Genomic DNA, 17,750 nt, shown 5'->3' on the forward strand with positions numbered 1-17,750 from the left:
CCAAACTGAAAGTAATTAACCCACATTTGATAGTCTGTATTTTTATACAACTATTTTTTTGAGGGCTTTCACAAAAAGAAGTGCACTATGCTTTTATATTAGTAATAGGTATCGCCTTAAAGCGACATATACCGTCATTATAAATGCATTAGCGCGATAACGCCGGTGCGTGAAAAGCTATATTAGTTTGACTCAAATGACGAAAGTTTCTTTTGAACGTTATTCCGTAATACATCGTCTATGTACTCATTAAAAGCCTTATTACCGGTTACCACGGGGTTTAGCTGATCAGATTTACGATTTTTTAATGTATTAATTTGATTAATCAGATCATGTGAAAATGGGTGGTTTGAGATACTTCCATCAACATCGTTTTTGTTTGCAATTTTTTGAAAATAATTTAAAGAGTGCAAATAAGTTTGATTTGCTTCTTTAGTATCCGGTAAACCGGTACCTCCCCAAAGTGCAACTGTATGAGGTATGCCATTATCTGTAACAGGTATTATTAATGACAACCCACCAGGCGTATGTCCAGGTGTAGCAAGTACCGTTAAATTAGTTTTACCTAAACTTATTTTTTCACCATCGATAACTTGAGTGTAAGTGCTAGGTAATGGTATTTCGGTAGAAAAGTTACCGAAAGGATCAGTTAATACAGGTGCATTTGGATTATGGATGTAGTCCCACTCATTTTTTCTCATTAAAATTTTAGCGCCATAACGTGATTCAAAGTAGTGAGCGCCACCATAATGGTCGCTGTGGCCGTGAGTAACTATCACGTATTTAATATCTTCAGGATTTAAGCCTAGCTCTTTTAGTCCAGGAACAATGACATGTTTGGCGTCGTGCGGGGTCCACATGGTATCGATTAAAATAATGCCCTCAGTTGAAGTGATAACAAAAGTGCCTACGCTGACATATCCTACAAAATAAAGGTTATCAAATAGCTGAGTGGGTTCAACAACAGTGGTATTGAACAAATCACTAGAGGTTAGCGAGGAAGGTAATTTATTTAATCTAGTACTTATTTTATCTTCACTCAATTTTGTAATATTACCGTTATTTGATGTTGTGCAGCCGCTCAGTAAGTAAGTCATTACTGAAATCGAGAAAATGCCTAAAAATGTTTTTTTCATATTTTACACCTTAGTTAATTAGGCATATTAAAAGCCCAAGTAATAAACTTTAGTACGTCGTCTATCCAATTATTAAATACAGGGTATGAACTCAAAATTAAAATTTAATGGATAAAACAACTTTAGCCTTTGTTTGTTTAGAGATCGAGTTTGTTATCTTGAGGCTAAATTAGGGGTGCGAAAGCATTAGTCATTTTGTAAAAGAGGGTTTGAATAACGATAGAAGCGAATATATCGTTATTCATTGTATTAAAAACAGCTCTAGGTTACTTACTATCCAAGGCGTTTATATCATTGACTCGGTTAATTATGATATTAATTAAAAAAGCACATAAAATAACGGCAGGTATTGCATTGGCAACACTGTCGTAAACTACATGAAAAAATATTGCACCAGCCATAATAACTAACAAACCACTTGCAGCTAAAATGCTTAGTTTTTTTATCCAAATAGCAATAGCACCTGCAAGTTCACTTGCACCAATAAAATAGCCAAACCAAGCAGGTAAACCCATGAGTGCAAACGATAAGTGCATTTGCTCAACTCCTACTAGTTTTGCAGAGCCTGCAGCTATAAACGCAAGTGTTGTTAATCCTAGTGATGTATACATAAAAATTCTTTTTACTTTTGTGCTCATGTTATTCCCAACTTTAATAAGGGTGATTTAAGCAGATGCTTAGCTTTTGACGTTAGAATAACCACAGTTCTTATTAATTAATATTGAATGTTTTTTTATAAGATATAAACTTTAGCTTTACATGTTTGGCGTAAATTATGAAATTAGAACAGCTTAGTATGTTTGTTACTGTTGCTCAGGTTGGATCATTGAGTGAAGCAAGTGCTCTTTTACACAAAACTCAACCAGCTATAAGCCAAGGTATTAAGCAACTAGAAAATACCCTTAACTTTGCCTTATTTAGTCGTAATGGTTATCGGTTAGAGCTTACCAGTGCAGGAAAAACTATGTTTCATAAGGCTATGAAATTGCTAGATGATGCAGCACAACTTAAACAAGTTGCACACCACATAGCACAGGGGAACGAGGTAAGTATAACGATTGCAATTGAAGCATCATTTAATTTAAAAGGTATTTTACCATTACTAAAAAATATGCAAAATCAGTTCCCTGAGACTCAAATAATAATCAGGCAAGAGTACATAACAGGTGCAATTGAAGCCTTACTTGATGGCGGTGCCGATCTGTGTATAACACCAACAATGGAATTTTCTGCACAAGAAGAGAAAATTGAAAAGCATTTGTTAAATAGCGGCTCATTAATCAATGTAGCTTCCCCTTTGTTGTTAAAGCGAAATCCAAACCTTAGGCAAGCCACTGATTTGTTGAACGAATACCAAATAATTGTGCAGGACTCAGGCACAGGTTCAAAAAACATAGAGTGGGGTGTACAGCAAGGTCAGCGACGATGGTATGTAAATGACTTTCCAACTAAAAAAATGCTTATCGAAAGTGCAATGGGTTGGGGTAAATTACCAGGTTATTTAGCTGATGAAGGTATTGCAAATAATACTCTGCAAATTCTGTCACTTAGTGATGTGCAAAATATAACGCCTCTAAAATATTACATTATTAAGAAAAGGGGAGAAGTGTTGGGACCTGTAGGAGAGGCTGTGTGGGAGCAATTTAAAAACTATCAGATATAACAATCACATATATGTGAAAAACGTATTTAAATTACTTCCCTAAAAAAGCCACTAAAACCTACTTAGCTTGATATCTTACTACCACAAACTTAAGCGGCACATCGGCGTTGTTATAAATGCCGTGTACGTCATTAGGGGCTGCAAATAAAATATCACCAGTATGAGCTGGCTGACTTTTGCCATTGAGTGTCCACGTGCCAGAGCCTTCAAGAATCATTAAGTATTCTTCATCAGGGTGCTGGTGGGCGGGGCGTATTTCGTTATTAGGTTTAATAACCGCAACGCCTGTAATAACACCTTTGGTTAGTGGTGTATCGCCATAAAAGTAGGTATGAAAATCGCGGCCTTAGTAGTGAGTAATGTGCGCGTCTTTGGCAGGTAATGCAAAGATGGCTGCGGCTATGTTAGGTGAAATGTTCCCTAACCAAATTCGCGGCTCTGGCCTTGCAGTTACCGGCTTTGCCCACTGGATAGCTAACTTTTTAATTACTTGGTCGTTCCCTGTTATGCTCACCGGTATAGGTTTAGCTGGGGCTTATGGTTTTTACGCATTTTGTGCGTTTGTTTCAGTCATATTTGTATTTAAGTTTTTACACGAAACCAAAGGCAAAGAGCTTGAACAAATGAAAGGGTAAATATTCTCCCTTTAATAAGCGCCAAAACTAAAGCAATAGAACTAAAGCAATAGTTTTGGCGTTATTTTTGTGATTCGTAAAATAGTACCAACCCTTTTGAAAGTCCAACAGGAAAAGTTGAGTAGTGATCTGTTCCTTTTACTACTTCATCCTCTAGTTTTAATCCTTGGTAATTGCGTGATCGTAAACGGTTAGCAAACTTCATATGACCTGCGACCATATCTTCTTTCATACCATTATCTAAAGTCTCTAATGCGCCAGTTGCCATAAACACATTGGCCTTCAAGGACTTATTCTTCTTGGCATACTTATCTTCTAATTCAAATATCCAATCATTTTTAAACCAAAGCGAAGGGCTAGTTAAGATGTAAGCAGAAAACAGCTCCGGCTTGGTTAACAGTACCCAAGCGCCAAATAAACCTCCCAATGATTGCCCAGACAATATTCGCTGTTTAGCGTTAACTCGGTAATTGTGATCAATGTATTGAAAGACTTCTTTTTCAATAAACTCTAAATACTTGTTTGCTCCACCGGTTGTGTATTGTGTCCAGCTCTTGTTAACTACAGGGGTTAAATCCCTAACTCGACTGAATTGGCCATTTTCTCCATGAGCAAATGAAATACCAACCACAATGACGTTATCCATGTTTCGCATATGAGTTGCACCAGCAGCAACTTTGAAGGTATAAGGACCATCATTTAAGTAAAGTGCAGGATACTTAAATGATTTATTTCCTTCCAAGAAGTAACTACGAGGCACTTTGATAAACAAATCATATTTCTTGCCCAGTACTTCAGAGTCAATCGTCACAACCTTGCTGTTAGCAATTTCAAAACTACGATCTTCAGCAACTGCTGCATTGTCGCAGCTTACGTTAAACATAATAATAAAAGTTAAGCATTTTACAAAAAACAGTTTCATCTGATATTTTTCCTTAATTTTGCTTTATAAGTTTAATATTGGAATTTTTAGCCGTATATCTAGCGATTAAAAAAGTAGTTAAATCAGTCTGCAAAAACTTGTTCGAAGTTGATTCTTCCGAGTGAAGGGTTACAAAAATTCAAACGGAAGCTATAAATCACATTTTTAAAATAAATTTTCATAAATTTCCAAAATCAAAGTGTGACATGTGTCACAAAGTTGCTTTGTAACATACCGAATGTTAAAGTGCGACACAAGTCACACTTTTTAAATTTTTATATGAAGCCAAATTCAACAGAGTTAGAAATACTGAAATTACTTTGGAAAAAGCAGCCACGCACAGCCAAAGAAATCCATGAACACTTGGCATTAAAGTATGGATGGTCATACTCATCTACACGTAAAACCTTGGAAAGAATGGGTAATAAGGGAATTTTAGAAGTAGGTTCCTCAGGCAACAAAAAAACCTTTAAGGCATTAATTGAGAAAATACCGACGCTTGCATCCTACATGCAGGAGTTCGCAACCAATGTCTTAGAGTTAGATGAACCTCTACCTGTCACTATGTTCGCTGATAGCCGTTTAATAAATAAAGCAGAAATCGATGAATTAGAGGAACTATTAAATCAACTCTCAAAGGATGAAAAACAAAAGTAGTGGACTCTTTCATTATTCAATTCATAGTAAATAGTATTTTTCCTTGGCTTATATTTTCTGGCTTTGCTTATGCTTGCTCATCTTATATAACCAAGTACGATAATACCTCGCCAAGTATTTGGTGGTCAGCGCTTTTAGCTAGCTTTTTACCCTTTATCCCTTTGTCTCTTAGCACTATTAATATACCTATTGCTGATTTGGATTATATAAACTCAAGCTTAGAAAGTGTACAAATAGTAAAACAAGCCAGTATTACTCATGCAAGTTTGCAGAAAGTAGATTTAATCGCAACAGCGCTAATTGTTGGTTACTTTGGTTTTACCTGCTTAAAATTAATTAAACTATTAGCTGTTTGGCAAAAACTCAAAAGCTTATCAAGAGCATCTGAGTTAATAAATGAGCTGTCGACCAGTAAAGTGAAGGTTGTAATTTCCTCGCTAAACCATAGCCCTTTTGTCATTGGCATAGCGGCGCCCTATATCGTGCTACCTAACTATTTTTCATCGCTAAAAAAGGATCAACAAAACATTTTGATCCAACATGAGCTAACGCATATTACAAACAAAGATCATATTACAATTCTTTTATGGAGGGTCTTAAGCACCCTTTTATGGATAAACCCATTTGTTAAAAAGATGGAATGGCAGTTTATTCGCGCTATGGAACACAAGTGTGGCAGGCTGACAATATGTCGCTTTAATTTTAACAAACATGATTATGCCAAGGCTCTGTTGCAATCATTAAAAAAAAGCGTTCAATTTGATAACAACAATCCAGTCGCTCAATTTAATTCTGGTGCGCTTTGCGCTGATGATTACAAAGCGAGGCTTACACACATTGCTTATCCAACGAATAAAAGCCGACTTACTTTAACTTTAAAGTTCTTTTTAATGTTACTTGTTATTTTTAGTCTGCATATATTTTTAAAAGATTCCGCAATGACAGGCAATCTAACTTGGCAGCACCCACTAGATAACCATACGATAAGCTCAACATTTCGTAGCATCAGCAAGGTTAGAGATTATAAGCCACATCGTGGTGTTGACTATGTTGGAGAAAGAGGCAGCGCTGTGCTCTCTGCTGCTGATGGAATAATAGTTATTTCAGATAACAAAACCTTGCATTCGAACTATGGAAATACTGTATTAATTCAACATAAGAATGGCTACCAAACGCTATATGCACATCTAGAATCGAGTAAGGCCAAAGTAGGTTCTTGGGTTAAAGCTGGGCAGGTGATTGGCGTTATTGGTGATACAGGTAAAGCGACAGGGGTTCATCTTCATTTTGAAGTAATTAAAGACTATCAAAGAGTTGATCCTAGTTTAGTGCTCGGCGCTAAAACTACAAGGTAATAGTTTCTATTTCAGGCACTTATAGCTTTATAAAGGTATGATATGTTTAAAGAAAAATGTTTTATTATTTTTACTCTTCTTTTTAGTTCATTTAGCTATGGCAGTGAAATATTTGATAGCCTCCCAGACACAATAAATTCATCTGATAAATATGTTTTTTATTCTCACGGATTCATTGTAGAGGGCATAGATCCTAAACCTGTCCATGAGCGCTGGGGGCAATATAATTTTCCAGCTATTAAAAAGGAACTTGGTGACTCAAGCTATCATTTAATTGCTACTCATCGACCAGCTAAAACCCATCCTTTTAAATATGCTGAACAGCTATCTAAACAAGTAACTAAATTACTAAAAAATGGCGTACTTGCAAGTAACATAACCTTAGTTGGCTTTTCCCGTGGTGGGTTTATCACGGCAATTGCATCGAGTAATTTAAAAAACATGGATATTAACTTTGTAATCTTAGCGGCTTGTACAAGCGGATTAGCTAAAAGAGCAGAAATCGCTATTTATGGTCATTTATTATCAGTATATGAAACATCTGATTCTGTTGGTTCGTGTGACGATGTAGTTGCTAGGAATCTTGGCACTGTTAGTTCTTATAAAGAAGTTTCGATTTCAACGGGTAAAGAACATGGCGCTTTTTTTATCCCCAGAAAAGAATGGATCGTACCCGTTAAAGCCTGGTTAAAACGTAAAAAGCCTCAGTAGTATTGTATAAGATCTAAGATCATACAGCCGATAATTCAATTTGAACAACTTAAAAAGTAATAAGCTAAGGATTAAATCAACTTCATGGAAATTAGAAAATTAAACTCTTTAAGAGCTTTAGCCGCCCTTATTGTATTTGTTACCCACTTTTCAGATATAACTCATTGGTTAAATGGCTCTCTAGGGGGGGGGGCTGGAGCCTATGGTGTAATGTTATTTTTCCTTCTTAGTGGGTTTTTAATGTCACTTCTTTATTTAGACACTAAGTTTAGCAGAGTAAATATTGAACGATACTTATTAGCTAGAGCTGGCCGAGTTTTACCCCTATACCTTGTAATTGTATTTAGCTCTTACTTATTAACACAAAATAACTATGATATTTTATACAACATAACTGATCTTAATTCGTTAATAGGGCATCTTTTGTTTATACATGGCGAAAGTGTGCTTTGGTCAATTCCACCAGAAATACAGTTTTATATTATATTTGTAGCTTTCTGGTCTTTAGCAGGCGAAAGGAAAGGGTATATATATTTATTAATCGTAGCCTTTATGATGTTTTGGTATTTAGTTGATTTCCCAAGGTTATTTGGTGAAATTGAAAGTATTCCTTACAACTTTTTTAGTACTTTAAGAACGTTTCCGTATTTTTTTATTGGCGTTATATTTGGTTTGCATTACAAATCACTTAAAGTGCCAAGTTATATGAAAAGTAACTGGTTTATATTAGCTTTATGTTTAATACCTCTATTGTATCCTGAGTTTTCACCTATTAACGAGGGCGACAAAAAAAAGATGTGGCTTAGTTATGAAGTTTTATTTGTTATGAGCACAGTATTCTTTTGTGTTGTTTTTTTAGTACCAAATAACAATATTGTTTTAGCAAATAAAATTGGTGACTTTTTAGGGAAGGTGTCTTACTCATTCTATTTATTGCATATGCCTATTATCGGAATAGTTAATAAATTAAATTCAAACAACGAACTTAAGTTGTTGTTATCACTGAGCTTAAGCGTGTTTTTTGCGTATATATCGTATGTTTTCTTCGAAAGGCCTATTGCAAATAAAATTAGAAGTCTTTCGAATAAAAAGCAGCAAAAAATTTAGTTTTTACACATTTAAGGAAAAGAAAGAATGTTTTTAAGCTGGCCTTTGCTGTTGTTTTTTGCTCTATAGCGTTAAGTGCGAAGAAGATTACAGAAGTTAAAATTCGAAATACGCATACCTTGAAATTAAACATGAAAAAAGTGGATTAGAATATGAGCTTTATATACGCTTGCCCAACAATTATTCACAAAGCAATAAAAAGTACCCTCTGGTATTATTGAAATACACGGGCTACTCCGTTGCAGCGGCGAGTGGCATTGTACATCTAATGGGGGCAGATATATTAAGGATGTCATTATAGCCGGGATTTCATACTCCAAAGGACATGACCCTTTGATTAGTCGTACAAGTGACTACACACCAACATATGCCTCAAATGAAGGGGGCACTCGCTCCAACCTCAAAAACATTCTGGTCAAGCCAACCAGTACATAAGTTTCATTTCAGATGAAGTTTTACCTCTTATTAACCATATGTACCGAATTAAGCCGGACAAAAAGATATTTGTTGTCTACTCATATGGCGGGTTGCTTGGCGCCAACATTTTGATCACTCATCCTGAATTGTTTGAGTATTACATTTTAGGTAGTCCATCGTTCTGGTATGACAATAAAGCGATGTTTCGGCTGGAAAGTAACTATGCAAAAAGCAATAAGGCCATAAAAGCACAAGTGTTTATATACATTGGTAGTGAGGAGGGCAGCATGGTTGAAGAAATGCTAGCATTTGAGACTCAGTTAAAGTCACGAAATTGTCAAGGGTTAAGTATCCAATCCAAAGTATTAGCAGGGTTGTCTCACCACAGTGCTTTTGCAGTGTTATTAACCTAAGGTCTTCAAAAGCTACTTCTAAATAAAGCAAAGGTAACTAACCAGTGGCTAAGATTTTTATGGCCATTAATGGCACCCAGCAGTACTTCAGCGAATAGCGGTCATTGGGGATTAGTTGTCATTAGCTAAATGAAACTTTACTCACCTTTACATGATAAAACAATCTAGCCCAAGCATAATATTTATTAATAGCAATAGCTTATACTTTTTGGTATTAATAAAAACTTATAAAATAAGGATGTTTTCGCGCTAAAATAGCGAAGGTGTCCTCCATTTTTGGCCTCCTAAAGGTAAAGTGAAAGAATAAATAGAGGCTAGTAGTGCTTCTCGTAGGTCTTATAGATAGTCGGCATTACGTCAATAAAAATGCTCAAAGTTGATTATAGGACTCATTTTTTAATTGAATCTGGCTGTTGAAGTTATTCTACGGCCTCGTTATAAGTCGGTATTATATGTACATTGGTGAAGCATCAAAAAAAACAGGATTATCTATTAAGGCAATTCGATTCTATGAAGAAAAAGGATTGATAAGGCAGCCGGAAAGAAAAGGCCGCTATAGAGTATATGATGAAACAGATATAGAGCTTCTCATATTAATTAAAGAGGCAAAGGATTTAGGAATAACGCTGTCTAAACTTAGAGGCGTTATGGTTTACAATGATAACAAAGTTGACTGGAAAAAAATTAAACAATTTTTAAGCGAGATAAGAAAAGAATTAATTAGCAAAATTGAGGATATAAATAAGCAAGTCAATAATATTGATAAATGCTATAACCAGATAAATCCCTAAATAAACATTTGACTCTCCCCTAATGGGGAGACGGTAAACTCCATCTCACATAATTAATTATTGGATAATGAGATGAGTAAGCGGGTATTAGTTCTGGTGGGAAACCCTAAGAAAGATAGTTTTGTAAGTTCTTTAGCTGAGGCTTACTTAGATTCAGCTAAAAATAAACACGAGGTCCAGCTGATAAAAATATCAGATATGGAGTTCAACATCGATCTTTCCAGCGGATATGATGAAAAAGCCTCTTTAGAAGATACGTTAAAGTCATTTCAGGCCTATATTGAGTGGTGCGATCATTTAGTTATTTTTACACCCATTTGGTGGGGGGCAGTACCTGCAAAATTAAAAGGACTTATTGATCGAACATTTCTGCCTGGTTTTGCATTTGAATACGAGAAAGGTAAATCTATTCCCAAAAAATTACTGGAAGGGAAAACAGCCCGAATTGTGATGACGATGGATACCCCACCATGGTATTACTTTTGGATTCAAGGTGCCCCAGCTATCAAACAATTAAAGACAACAACACTCAAATTCGTTGGTTTTGGTTCTGTGAAAAGTAAAATGATTGGCCCTATTATAAGCTCTACTAAAGAGTCTAGAATTAAATGGATTAATGATATGTCAAAACTAGGGGCTACTGCTAACTAAACTCACATCATATATGAGCCTTAACTCTGTCAATAGGTATTAATGTTATTTTTGACCATTTTTACCGTAATAAAAGATAAATTATTAACCTAAAAATTAAATTTAATGGTGCAATCTTGTTGCTTAATTAAAGTGACTGTCTTGTTTATTGTTATATTGTACATATCTAATCTAAATTAATGGGAGAAAGCTATTAACATTGTTATTGAATCTATGGACACTTGGCCTGATGAGATCATAAAGCTATTAGATGAAAACATAGATTTTTTTTATGGTTGGGAATGTAAGTGTGCAACACAGACAAGCGCATATTTACATGATGAATTCGTCATTAGATTTAGAGAAGTACTAAAAAAACACAATTTGATTGGTTATCACTGCACGAATCTCGCTATTCATGAAATTGACGGGATTTTAGCCAGTGGCATGATCGCGCAAACAAAAATTACACTTATTAATAGAATTGAAAAAATGAAGGTGAATTCACTGATAACTGAACAAGTTGCAGGTGAGTTAAAAAGAACCAATCAGGCCGCCGCAGACTGTAGAAGTGACATGATATGGTTTTGCTTTTTCAAACCTTATCTAGAATCGGAGTGTGGAATTGGAGGCTTTTTTCAATATTGGGGTGGAGAGTCACTTTATGGCTGTCATGAACTCACAGAAATAGGTGAAAATTTGAAGAAAATTGGAATTCCATGTATCGTGAAAGCAAGCGTTCCAATGAGTCAACTTAATGAGAGTTATCTTCCTGAGAAGGAGATGTTTAGAGTATTTCTCAAAGATCGTGGTCATAACATTTCTGAGCAAATAGAGCATGAAGCTTTCAGTGAAAAAGATATTTCAGCTGAAAACATAATTGACATTATTCAATACCCTTCAGATTTATTTGTGGAACTAAGTGGCTGTGATAATTGGATAAATTTGTCTCTGTAGAATACAGATACGAGTATCCGCCACATAACAACACGCCCTGAGGTGGACAGCAAGCGCTAAAGCTCACTTTCCACCGCAAATTTTAACAGCGGTGATCCCTTACTTTTCAATGCCGTTAAGTAAGTTGATTCATCGTAGGGTAATCCCCCCGAAAAATAATAGAAGCCAAATGTAGAATTGTCTCTTATTGTAAACACAGGAGAAAATTATGAAAAAAGCACATTTTACAGACAGCCGAATCCTTGCCATTTTAAAACAAGCCGAAAACGGCGAGCCTATTCCTGAGCTATTCCGTGAACATGGTGTGGGCAACTCAACCTTTTATAAATGGCGCGCTAAATACGGCGGCATGGATGCGTCTTTAATGACACGAATGAAAGAGCTTGAAGATGAAAATCGCCGTTTAAAGAAAATGTATGCTGAAGAGCGGCTAAAATTAGTTGACCACTACACAGGAGGCAATGGCAAAAAAGTGGTAAAGGCTTCTGAGCGCAAAGTATTGGAGCTACAATGACTTAATCTCTGAGTTTAAAATAACAACAAATAATATTTTGTCGCTAGTTAGTTCATTAAGTGAGCATGATCTTTACGGTGTTGCTTGGTATAAAAAATATACATTAGGTAGAATGATCCAGCTTAATGCCTCATCACCAATGAAAAATATGCGCGCTAAAGTAAGAAAATTTAAGAAGAGCAATGATATAAGATAAAAATCACATAACAAGTGACTTTGGTGCCACCGTCCGCTCATGGGCATAGCCGAAGTTGATATAAAAGCTGAATTTTCAGCTAGCCCAATTTAAAGTGGATTAAATCTGCTCTACAGGCTAGTACTCTCTATATTTCATTTTGAGATACTCAAGTTAGCAGTACTTATTTCTGATATATTCAGTCAGCACTTTTACTCAAAAGGTAATAGTCTTCAGCTTGCAACTTAATGCAAGTTAACTCACTGCTCTTCATTATTTATTGCCAAAATTACACCTTTGTAAAATAGAGTTGGTTCATCCGAGCCAAAAACGTACATAAAAACACCGCCTAAGTTTATTGGCGAAGTATGATGGTTCGTTGGTGAACTAAAGCGTACTTACTTTATAAACAGGACTTAGCATGAGTGAATTAACTATCGGCGTTATCGGAACATCCCGCAAGACAGATGAAAGACGGTATCCTATTCACCCAGAGCACTTATTACGAATTCCAGAAAACCTTAGAAAACAAATGGTGTTTGAACAAGGCTATGGCACCGCTTTTAATGTTAGCGATGAATATATTGCAACGTTAACGGGTGGCATTGCATCGCGCAGCGAAATACTTACCCATATTGGCACGGCCATTATTGCAAAGCCTGTACTTGCTGATTTAGAAGAAATGCGCGAAGGAGGCACTATTTGGGGTTATGCCCACTGCGTTCAACAGCATGAAATAACACAAGCGGCAATTGAGCGTAAACTTACCTTAATTGCTTTTGAATATATGTATGTGTGGTCACCAAACGGGAATGTAGGGCGCCATACTTTTTATAAAAACAATGAAATGGCAGGGTATTGCGCTGTAATACATGCTTTGCAACTTAAGGGTATTGATGGTCATTATGGCGATCAACGTAAAACGATTATATTTAGTTTTGGTGCAGTGAGTAGAGGCGCTATTTACGCCCTGAAAGCGCATGGCTTTAGAGATATTACCATTTGTATTCAGCGTCCTGATCACGAAGTGCGTGAAGAAATATTAGATTGTCACTATGTTAAGGTACAAGAAGGTATTGAAGGAGAGGCTCGCATGATGGTTGTTGAGCATGATGGGACTAATCGACCACTTAGCGATCTTATTAGCGAAGCCGATATTATCGTGAACGGGACTTATCAAGAAACAGCTCATCCGGTTAACTTTGTCATTGAATCAGAAGCCGAGTGCTTAAAACCAAACAGCTTAATTATTGATGTTAGCTGTGATGAGGGGATGGGATTCTTTTTTGCAAAGCCGACAACGTTTAAAAACCCTTTATTTCGATATAACAACACGGATTATTATGGCGTTGATCATACACCGAGTTATTTATGGGAAAGCGCGACGCGTTCAATCTCTGCGGCGCTCATTGTATATTTACAAACGATACTCAAAGGTGCTTTGCAGTGGCAAAAAGATGAAACTATTCGCCGTGCAATAAACATTGAGCTAGGAATAATTAAAAATACGGCAATTTTGGCATTCCAAAACCGCGAAAATATTTACCCTTATAACGTAATAACACAATGATTAAATCTATCTCTAATCTAATTTTACATTAGATTAATTAGGGGTGTGCACTTCGTCTTAATACTAGTAATTTTAAGGCGAAGTGTTTGTTAGTCGATATTAAACTCTTAAATTCAGAATGTTATTTTAAGTAGTTGATGACTACTTTGTATTTTCGAGTAGGTTGAATTGCCACTTTCTACCATGTCAAAGTAGCGCATGAACCACGTAATTAAGTTCGTACTACTATTTATTTGTCCTTAAATTTTAATACCATTATAGATTACATTATCACTACAACAGTACTTTGTGAAAAACCAAATTGAGCATTCGATCTTCAGGTCGATTCTCCTACGAACGTACAAAAAAGATTGATGTAGATGGCACCAATGACCTTGAAAATATAAGCGCCCAGATAAACTTCTCTCTATCAATGCCCTAATTTATCATCAACTAGAATGCCAATCGAAATACAAAAAGTATTCATATATAAATTAGATATAAAGTATTTCATATTTAAATATTTATTATAAATAAGTGTGGGATCCCACCATGAAATATTTTACTTTTGGTAAAGAAAATGAATTACAAATATAAACATATGATGTATGTTGTCGATATTAAATAATAACAACAGTGCAAAAACCTGTTAACAGATAACGACCTCAACGGGAGAAAAATATGAGACAACATCTTTTAGGCTTCACACTAGCCCCCTTATTTTTGCTTACAACAGCATGCTCGCAGCAAGAAAGCGTAGCTAAAGTTGATAACAATGAAACGCTAAGCGCAACGCAAAATAAATACGAGCAAACTGCGACTCTAAAAATAGCAAAATTAAAAAAAATGATGCAACAAGCACAAAGTAAGCAAATTGATGTAACGCGTGAGCAGAGCATTATCTGGTTTGCAGAACAGTTCTTAAAATTTGCTAACTGGGATGAAAATAATTACGACGCAGTTGTAAAGTTATTTGGCTACGAGCGTCATTACGCTGCCGACAAAGAAAAACTAGCAAAAGAGTTACCAAATTTTGAGCGCGAAAAAGTCATCCAAATTTTAGATAAAGGCATTAAAGAGCTTGGGCAAGAGCTTTCAGGTGAAATTAAACGTCGCCCTGTAAATAAGGTTGATTGGCAAAACACAAAAGCACAAGACAATATGTTTGTTAGTAATGATAAGCCTATTTTTTTATATGACTATTTTTCAAAGAGTGTTGGCCAGCCACTTACTAATAAAGATGTTTATAACGATCATTTAGGTGCGCTTTACCATGGTGGTGAAGATTTGTATCCGGTGGATCATGACCGCGCTATTAATTCATTTTTAGTACGTGAAGATGGCACCTTTGACGAAGAGTTAATGAAAGAGCTAACGCGCATCCCTGATACCAACATTGGCTTTTTGGTTTATTGGTTAATGGGCATTCCAAAGTGGGTTGAAGAGCAAGAACCAGAAGTTAGAAAAGGCCGCTCGTTATTTACTGGATTCGATATTGATAACCCATTAGCGCGAGATATTTGGGGTAAAATAATCCGTAAAACGGGCGAGCTTACTAAAGGTAAAAAAGTAACTGAAGTAGGGTTTGTGTTAGCTAATGAACCACACTGGTATGCTGAAAAAGGCCACTGGACACAAAAATTCCAAGAAATGACCAGTATTTCTTCATACACATTAAACAAGTTTAGAAGCTGGTTAGATAAAAAGTACCAAGGTGATATTAACGAGTTAAATGAAAACTGGGGAACGCATTTTAGTCAATTTTCAGATATAGCTATTGAGATACCTATCGATCCTGCGATTAAAGGCGAGCCTAAGTGGTACGACTGGACACGTTATAATATGGACAGAAGTACTGACTGGTTTACTTACGTTCAAAATGAGCTGCATTCTGTAAATGAAAACGCCGATACCCATATAAAAATTATGCCGCGCATGTTTATGGATGATTCGCGTTCTGGTGGTATTGATACAGAAGCATTAGCCGAGTTAACAACTATGGTAGGGCACGATGCTAAGTCTTTTGGAAGCGAAAACATCCGTCCTGGTAAGTCCTCTAAGTGGATTGAGAAATACGCTTACAATTGGGGCATTGTAACGATGTTTCATGACTTTATGGAATCAGTTGCACCTAATAAAATTAATGTAAATTCAGAATCTCACTTTTTATCTTCGGGTCAGTGGCGAGATTTAGATACACGTACAAGTTATGTTCGAAGTGTTTATTGGCTTGCAACTCTACTTGGAATGGATGCCAATATGGGTTGGTTTTGGGCGCGTGATCCAGATGGTTCACCTGAGGATCGCTTAGAAGGTGATCTCGACTTTTTTGACCCAGGTCTTGGTGGTGCATTTGCAGGCTCTAATAACATGCAGCCACATGTAACTAACGAAGTTACTCAAGTGATGTTTGATCTTAATAGTTTTTCTGAGGAAATTATAGAACTTAGAGAGCAGCGTCGTCCTCTTCGATTGTTTTATTCTGAAACAACAGCGATCAATACAAATGACTATATGACGAAGGGTTATAAGCTTTACGAAAATCTATTTTTTGAAGGTTTCCCACTTGGTTTTGTCACTAAAAATGTAATTGAAAAGCAAGATAACAACAATTGGGATGCAATACTGGTTTATCGCAATAACTTTGTTACAGATGAAGAGTTTAAAGCGCTTCAAGGATATTTAAACAAAGGTGGGACCGTTATTTTAGACTCAGCGAAAAGCTTGTCTTTAGATGAATACGGACATCCACGTAAGGCTAAGTTAGTTGCCAATAAAGGAAAGCTTATTGTTATGCCAAAAGGTGCAGACGTTGAAACTATTAAACAAACTGCACTTGCAGAGGTTTCGGGTAGCACGCCTGATGTTGTTGTAAAAGTAGATAATGGCGAATCATTTAAAACCACAACATGGCGTACTGTTAAGCAAGATAATGGTCGTTACCTGGTTAATATTTTAAATTTAGGCCATACAACAGCGACCGTTGATCTGTCGCTTAAAAATGGTAAATCTATTCATGTTAAAAACTTAATGACGAGTAATAAAATGAACACCAGCTTTGATGTCCCTTCTGAGGGTGTCTTGCTTGTTGAAGTTACTGTTCAATAAATAATTTTTTTAGCGAGTACATACCTATGTGCTCGCTTTTTAATTAATACGATACATTAAGTTGTGGATAGAAAATGAAAACAAATAACAAGGTTAAACTAATAGTAATATCGTTGAGCTTAATATTTGGTAGTGCAGGAGTTAATGCGCAACCGATGCCACATATTGCGCAACCAGGCGAAAATTGGGTTTTACAAACTGAGCGCTCAGATGAGTTTGATAGTAAAGATGCTGAAAAATGGAATTTTCAAACAGAAAACTATGGTGTTTGGTCTTGGAAAGATGAAAATGCCAGTGTTTCTGAAGGCATATTAAAGCTAACTACTAAACGAGAAACGCATCTAAGAACGTTTTGGGATGGCTGCAATAAAACAAAAGTACCTAATTATAGGTTGTTTTACACTTCGGGAGTTGCTAAATCTAGGGCAACAGGGAGTTACGGATATTATGAGGCGCGTATTAAAGGTGCGGATAAATTTCCTGGAGTGTCACCTGCATTTTGGATGTACAGCAAAATAGATCGTACTTTAACGAATGAAGGTGATGTGCAATATAGTGAAATAGATGTAGTTGAGTTAACACAAAAACAGACGCTTCAAGAGTCGGACCACGACCTACATAATATTGTTATAAAAGATGGCGCACCCAAGTGGATGCGACCTGGTAGCTCGCCAGAAACAAACCATAATGGCTATCATTTACCATTTGATCCCAGTGATGGCTTTCATACTTATGGGGTTAATGTAACAAAAGACGACATTACATGGTATGTAGATAATGTTCAGGTTGGCTATAAAAAGAATTTGTACTGGCACAGAGAGATGAACTTAACATTGTCGCAGGGTTTACGCACACCGCATACACAATGGAAATGTAATCAATTTTACCCTTCAGATAATCAGTCTGCACAAGGTTTTCCAACATCAATGGAAGTTGATTACGTGAGAACATGGTTAAAGCAATAGAAAGCCTTACAAGCAATTCTAATAAAGCATTTAATACCTTTTATG

At 36.1% G+C, this 17,750-nt stretch carries 15 protein-coding genes and 4 pseudogenes; 15 read left to right on the forward strand and 4 right to left on the reverse strand.

Annotated elements, in window-relative coordinates; translation table 11 throughout:
• Positions 1 to 182: 182 nt before the first annotated feature.
• Together NRL14_RS07590 and NRL14_RS07595 are read right to left on the reverse strand one after the other, a co-directional pair.
• Positions 183 to 1,136 (reverse strand): MBL fold metallo-hydrolase, encoded by a 954-nt coding sequence (locus NRL14_RS07590; protein WP_306724365.1) that lies wholly within the window; start codon positions 1,134 to 1,136, stop codon positions 183 to 185.
• Positions 1,137 to 1,402: 266 nt separating this feature from the next.
• Entirely contained in the window at positions 1,403 to 1,747 is a 345-nt protein-coding gene (locus tag NRL14_RS07595) for a DoxX family protein (RefSeq protein WP_232224761.1), read from the reverse strand.
• Between the two features lie 164 nt (positions 1,748 to 1,911).
• Between NRL14_RS07595 and NRL14_RS07600 the strand changes: the two genes are divergently transcribed.
• The gene (locus NRL14_RS07600; RefSeq protein WP_306724366.1) at positions 1,912 to 2,799 is read left to right on the forward strand and encodes a LysR family transcriptional regulator; all 888 of its coding nucleotides are present in this window, start codon (positions 1,912 to 1,914) and stop codon (positions 2,797 to 2,799) included.
• A gap of 58 nt (positions 2,800 to 2,857) precedes the next feature.
• On the opposite strand, the gene NRL14_RS07605 is transcribed toward NRL14_RS07600, so the two are convergent.
• A complete protein-coding gene (locus NRL14_RS07605) occupies positions 2,858 to 3,091 on the reverse strand; it encodes a cupin domain-containing protein (protein WP_306724375.1) in 234 nt (77 codons plus the stop codon).
• Positions 3,092 to 3,200: 109 nt separating this feature from the next.
• Here NRL14_RS07605 and NRL14_RS07610 point away from each other — a divergent pair.
• Positions 3,201 to 3,434: pseudogene (locus tag NRL14_RS07610) on the forward strand (MFS transporter); the annotation flags it as partial.
• 61 nt (positions 3,435 to 3,495) lie between these two features.
• On the opposite strand, the gene NRL14_RS07615 reads toward NRL14_RS07610, so the two are convergent.
• Positions 3,496 to 4,356, reverse strand: coding sequence for an alpha/beta hydrolase (locus NRL14_RS07615; RefSeq protein ID WP_149606299.1), 861 nt, complete (start codon positions 4,354 to 4,356; stop codon positions 3,496 to 3,498).
• A 279-nt stretch (positions 4,357 to 4,635) separates the two neighbouring features.
• On the opposite strand from NRL14_RS07615, the gene NRL14_RS07620 reads away from it, so the two are divergent.
• From NRL14_RS07620 to NRL14_RS07680, 13 genes and pseudogenes are all read left to right on the forward strand, one after another.
• Positions 4,636 to 5,013 (forward strand): BlaI/MecI/CopY family transcriptional regulator, encoded by a 378-nt coding sequence (locus NRL14_RS07620; protein WP_033016230.1) that lies wholly within the window; start codon positions 4,636 to 4,638, stop codon positions 5,011 to 5,013.
• Positions 5,013 to 6,368: a M23/M56 family metallopeptidase gene (locus NRL14_RS07625; protein ID WP_306724367.1), complete on the forward strand. Its 1,356-nt coding sequence runs from the start codon at positions 5,013 to 5,015 to the stop codon at positions 6,366 to 6,368. Before NRL14_RS07620 ends, NRL14_RS07625 begins: the two co-directional genes overlap by 1 nt.
• Before the next feature lie 42 nt (positions 6,369 to 6,410).
• Positions 6,411 to 7,079, forward strand: a complete 669-nt coding sequence (locus NRL14_RS07630; protein WP_033037785.1) for an esterase — start codon at positions 6,411 to 6,413, stop codon at positions 7,077 to 7,079.
• 84 nt (positions 7,080 to 7,163) lie between these two features.
• The gene (locus NRL14_RS07635; RefSeq protein ID WP_149605809.1) at positions 7,164 to 8,186 is read left to right on the forward strand and encodes an acyltransferase; all 1,023 of its coding nucleotides are present in this window, start codon (positions 7,164 to 7,166) and stop codon (positions 8,184 to 8,186) included.
• A gap of 413 nt (positions 8,187 to 8,599) precedes the next feature.
• Positions 8,600 to 9,016: pseudogene (locus tag NRL14_RS07640) on the forward strand (alpha/beta hydrolase); the annotation flags it as partial.
• Between the two features lie 452 nt (positions 9,017 to 9,468).
• Positions 9,469 to 9,807, forward strand: coding sequence for a MerR family transcriptional regulator (locus NRL14_RS07645; RefSeq protein ID WP_149605810.1), 339 nt, complete (start codon positions 9,469 to 9,471; stop codon positions 9,805 to 9,807).
• A gap of 72 nt (positions 9,808 to 9,879) precedes the next feature.
• Positions 9,880 to 10,458 carry an NAD(P)H-dependent oxidoreductase gene (locus tag NRL14_RS07650; protein WP_033028780.1) on the forward strand — a complete coding sequence of 193 codons (579 nt, stop codon included), beginning with the start codon at positions 9,880 to 9,882 and terminating at the stop codon, positions 10,456 to 10,458.
• A 213-nt stretch (positions 10,459 to 10,671) separates the two neighbouring features.
• Complete coding sequence (locus NRL14_RS07655) at positions 10,672 to 11,394, forward strand: hypothetical protein (RefSeq protein ID WP_149605811.1); 723 nt, start codon at positions 10,672 to 10,674, stop codon at positions 11,392 to 11,394.
• A 208-nt stretch (positions 11,395 to 11,602) separates the two neighbouring features.
• A pseudogene (locus tag NRL14_RS07660) lies at positions 11,603 to 11,896 on the forward strand (transposase); the annotation flags it as partial.
• A pseudogene (locus NRL14_RS07665) lies at positions 11,895 to 12,104 on the forward strand (ClbS/DfsB family four-helix bundle protein); the annotation flags it as partial. The pseudogenes NRL14_RS07660 and NRL14_RS07665, both read left to right, overlap by 2 nt.
• A gap of 400 nt (positions 12,105 to 12,504) precedes the next feature.
• Positions 12,505 to 13,653 carry a N(5)-(carboxyethyl)ornithine synthase gene (locus tag NRL14_RS07670; RefSeq protein ID WP_306724368.1) on the forward strand — a complete coding sequence of 383 codons (1,149 nt, stop codon included), beginning with the start codon at positions 12,505 to 12,507 and terminating at the stop codon, positions 13,651 to 13,653.
• Positions 13,654 to 14,313: 660 nt separating this feature from the next.
• A complete protein-coding gene (locus NRL14_RS07675; RefSeq protein ID WP_149605813.1) occupies positions 14,314 to 16,740 on the forward strand; it encodes an alpha-amylase family protein in 2,427 nt (808 codons plus the stop codon).
• A gap of 74 nt (positions 16,741 to 16,814) precedes the next feature.
• Positions 16,815 to 17,705, forward strand: a complete 891-nt coding sequence (locus NRL14_RS07680; RefSeq protein WP_149605814.1) for a family 16 glycosylhydrolase — start codon at positions 16,815 to 16,817, stop codon at positions 17,703 to 17,705.
• The last annotated feature ends 45 nt before the right edge of the window (positions 17,706 to 17,750 follow it).

The organism is Pseudoalteromonas sp. 20-92 (assembly GCF_030847595.1).
GTDB lineage: Bacteria > Pseudomonadota > Gammaproteobacteria > Enterobacterales > Alteromonadaceae > Pseudoalteromonas > Pseudoalteromonas fuliginea.

Excerpts from the sequence above, each read along its gene's own strand:
- NRL14_RS07590 (WP_306724365.1), bottom strand. The coding sequence starts at position 1,136 with ATGAAAAAAACATTTTTAGGCATTTTCTCGATTTCAGTAATGACTTAC.
- NRL14_RS07595 (WP_232224761.1), bottom strand. The coding sequence starts at position 1,747 with ATGTATACATCACTAGGATTAACAACACTTGCGTTTATAGCTGCAGGC.
- NRL14_RS07600 (WP_306724366.1), top strand. The coding sequence starts at position 1,912 with ATGAAATTAGAACAGCTTAGTATGTTTGTTACTGTTGCTCAGGTTGGA.
- NRL14_RS07615 (WP_149606299.1), bottom strand. The coding sequence starts at position 4,356 with ATGAAACTGTTTTTTGTAAAATGCTTAACTTTTATTATTATGTTTAAC.
- NRL14_RS07620 (WP_033016230.1), top strand. The coding sequence starts at position 4,636 with ATGAAGCCAAATTCAACAGAGTTAGAAATACTGAAATTACTTTGGAAA.
- NRL14_RS07630 (WP_033037785.1), top strand. The coding sequence starts at position 6,411 with ATGTTTAAAGAAAAATGTTTTATTATTTTTACTCTTCTTTTTAGTTCA.
- NRL14_RS07635 (WP_149605809.1), top strand. The coding sequence starts at position 7,164 with ATGGAAATTAGAAAATTAAACTCTTTAAGAGCTTTAGCCGCCCTTATT.
- NRL14_RS07645 (WP_149605810.1), top strand. The coding sequence starts at position 9,469 with ATGTACATTGGTGAAGCATCAAAAAAAACAGGATTATCTATTAAGGCA.
- NRL14_RS07650 (WP_033028780.1), top strand. The coding sequence starts at position 9,880 with ATGAGTAAGCGGGTATTAGTTCTGGTGGGAAACCCTAAGAAAGATAGT.
- NRL14_RS07655 (WP_149605811.1), top strand. The coding sequence starts at position 10,672 with ATGGACACTTGGCCTGATGAGATCATAAAGCTATTAGATGAAAACATA.
- NRL14_RS07670 (WP_306724368.1), top strand. The coding sequence starts at position 12,505 with ATGAGTGAATTAACTATCGGCGTTATCGGAACATCCCGCAAGACAGAT.
- NRL14_RS07675 (WP_149605813.1), top strand. The coding sequence starts at position 14,314 with ATGAGACAACATCTTTTAGGCTTCACACTAGCCCCCTTATTTTTGCTT.
- NRL14_RS07680 (WP_149605814.1), top strand. The coding sequence starts at position 16,815 with ATGAAAACAAATAACAAGGTTAAACTAATAGTAATATCGTTGAGCTTA.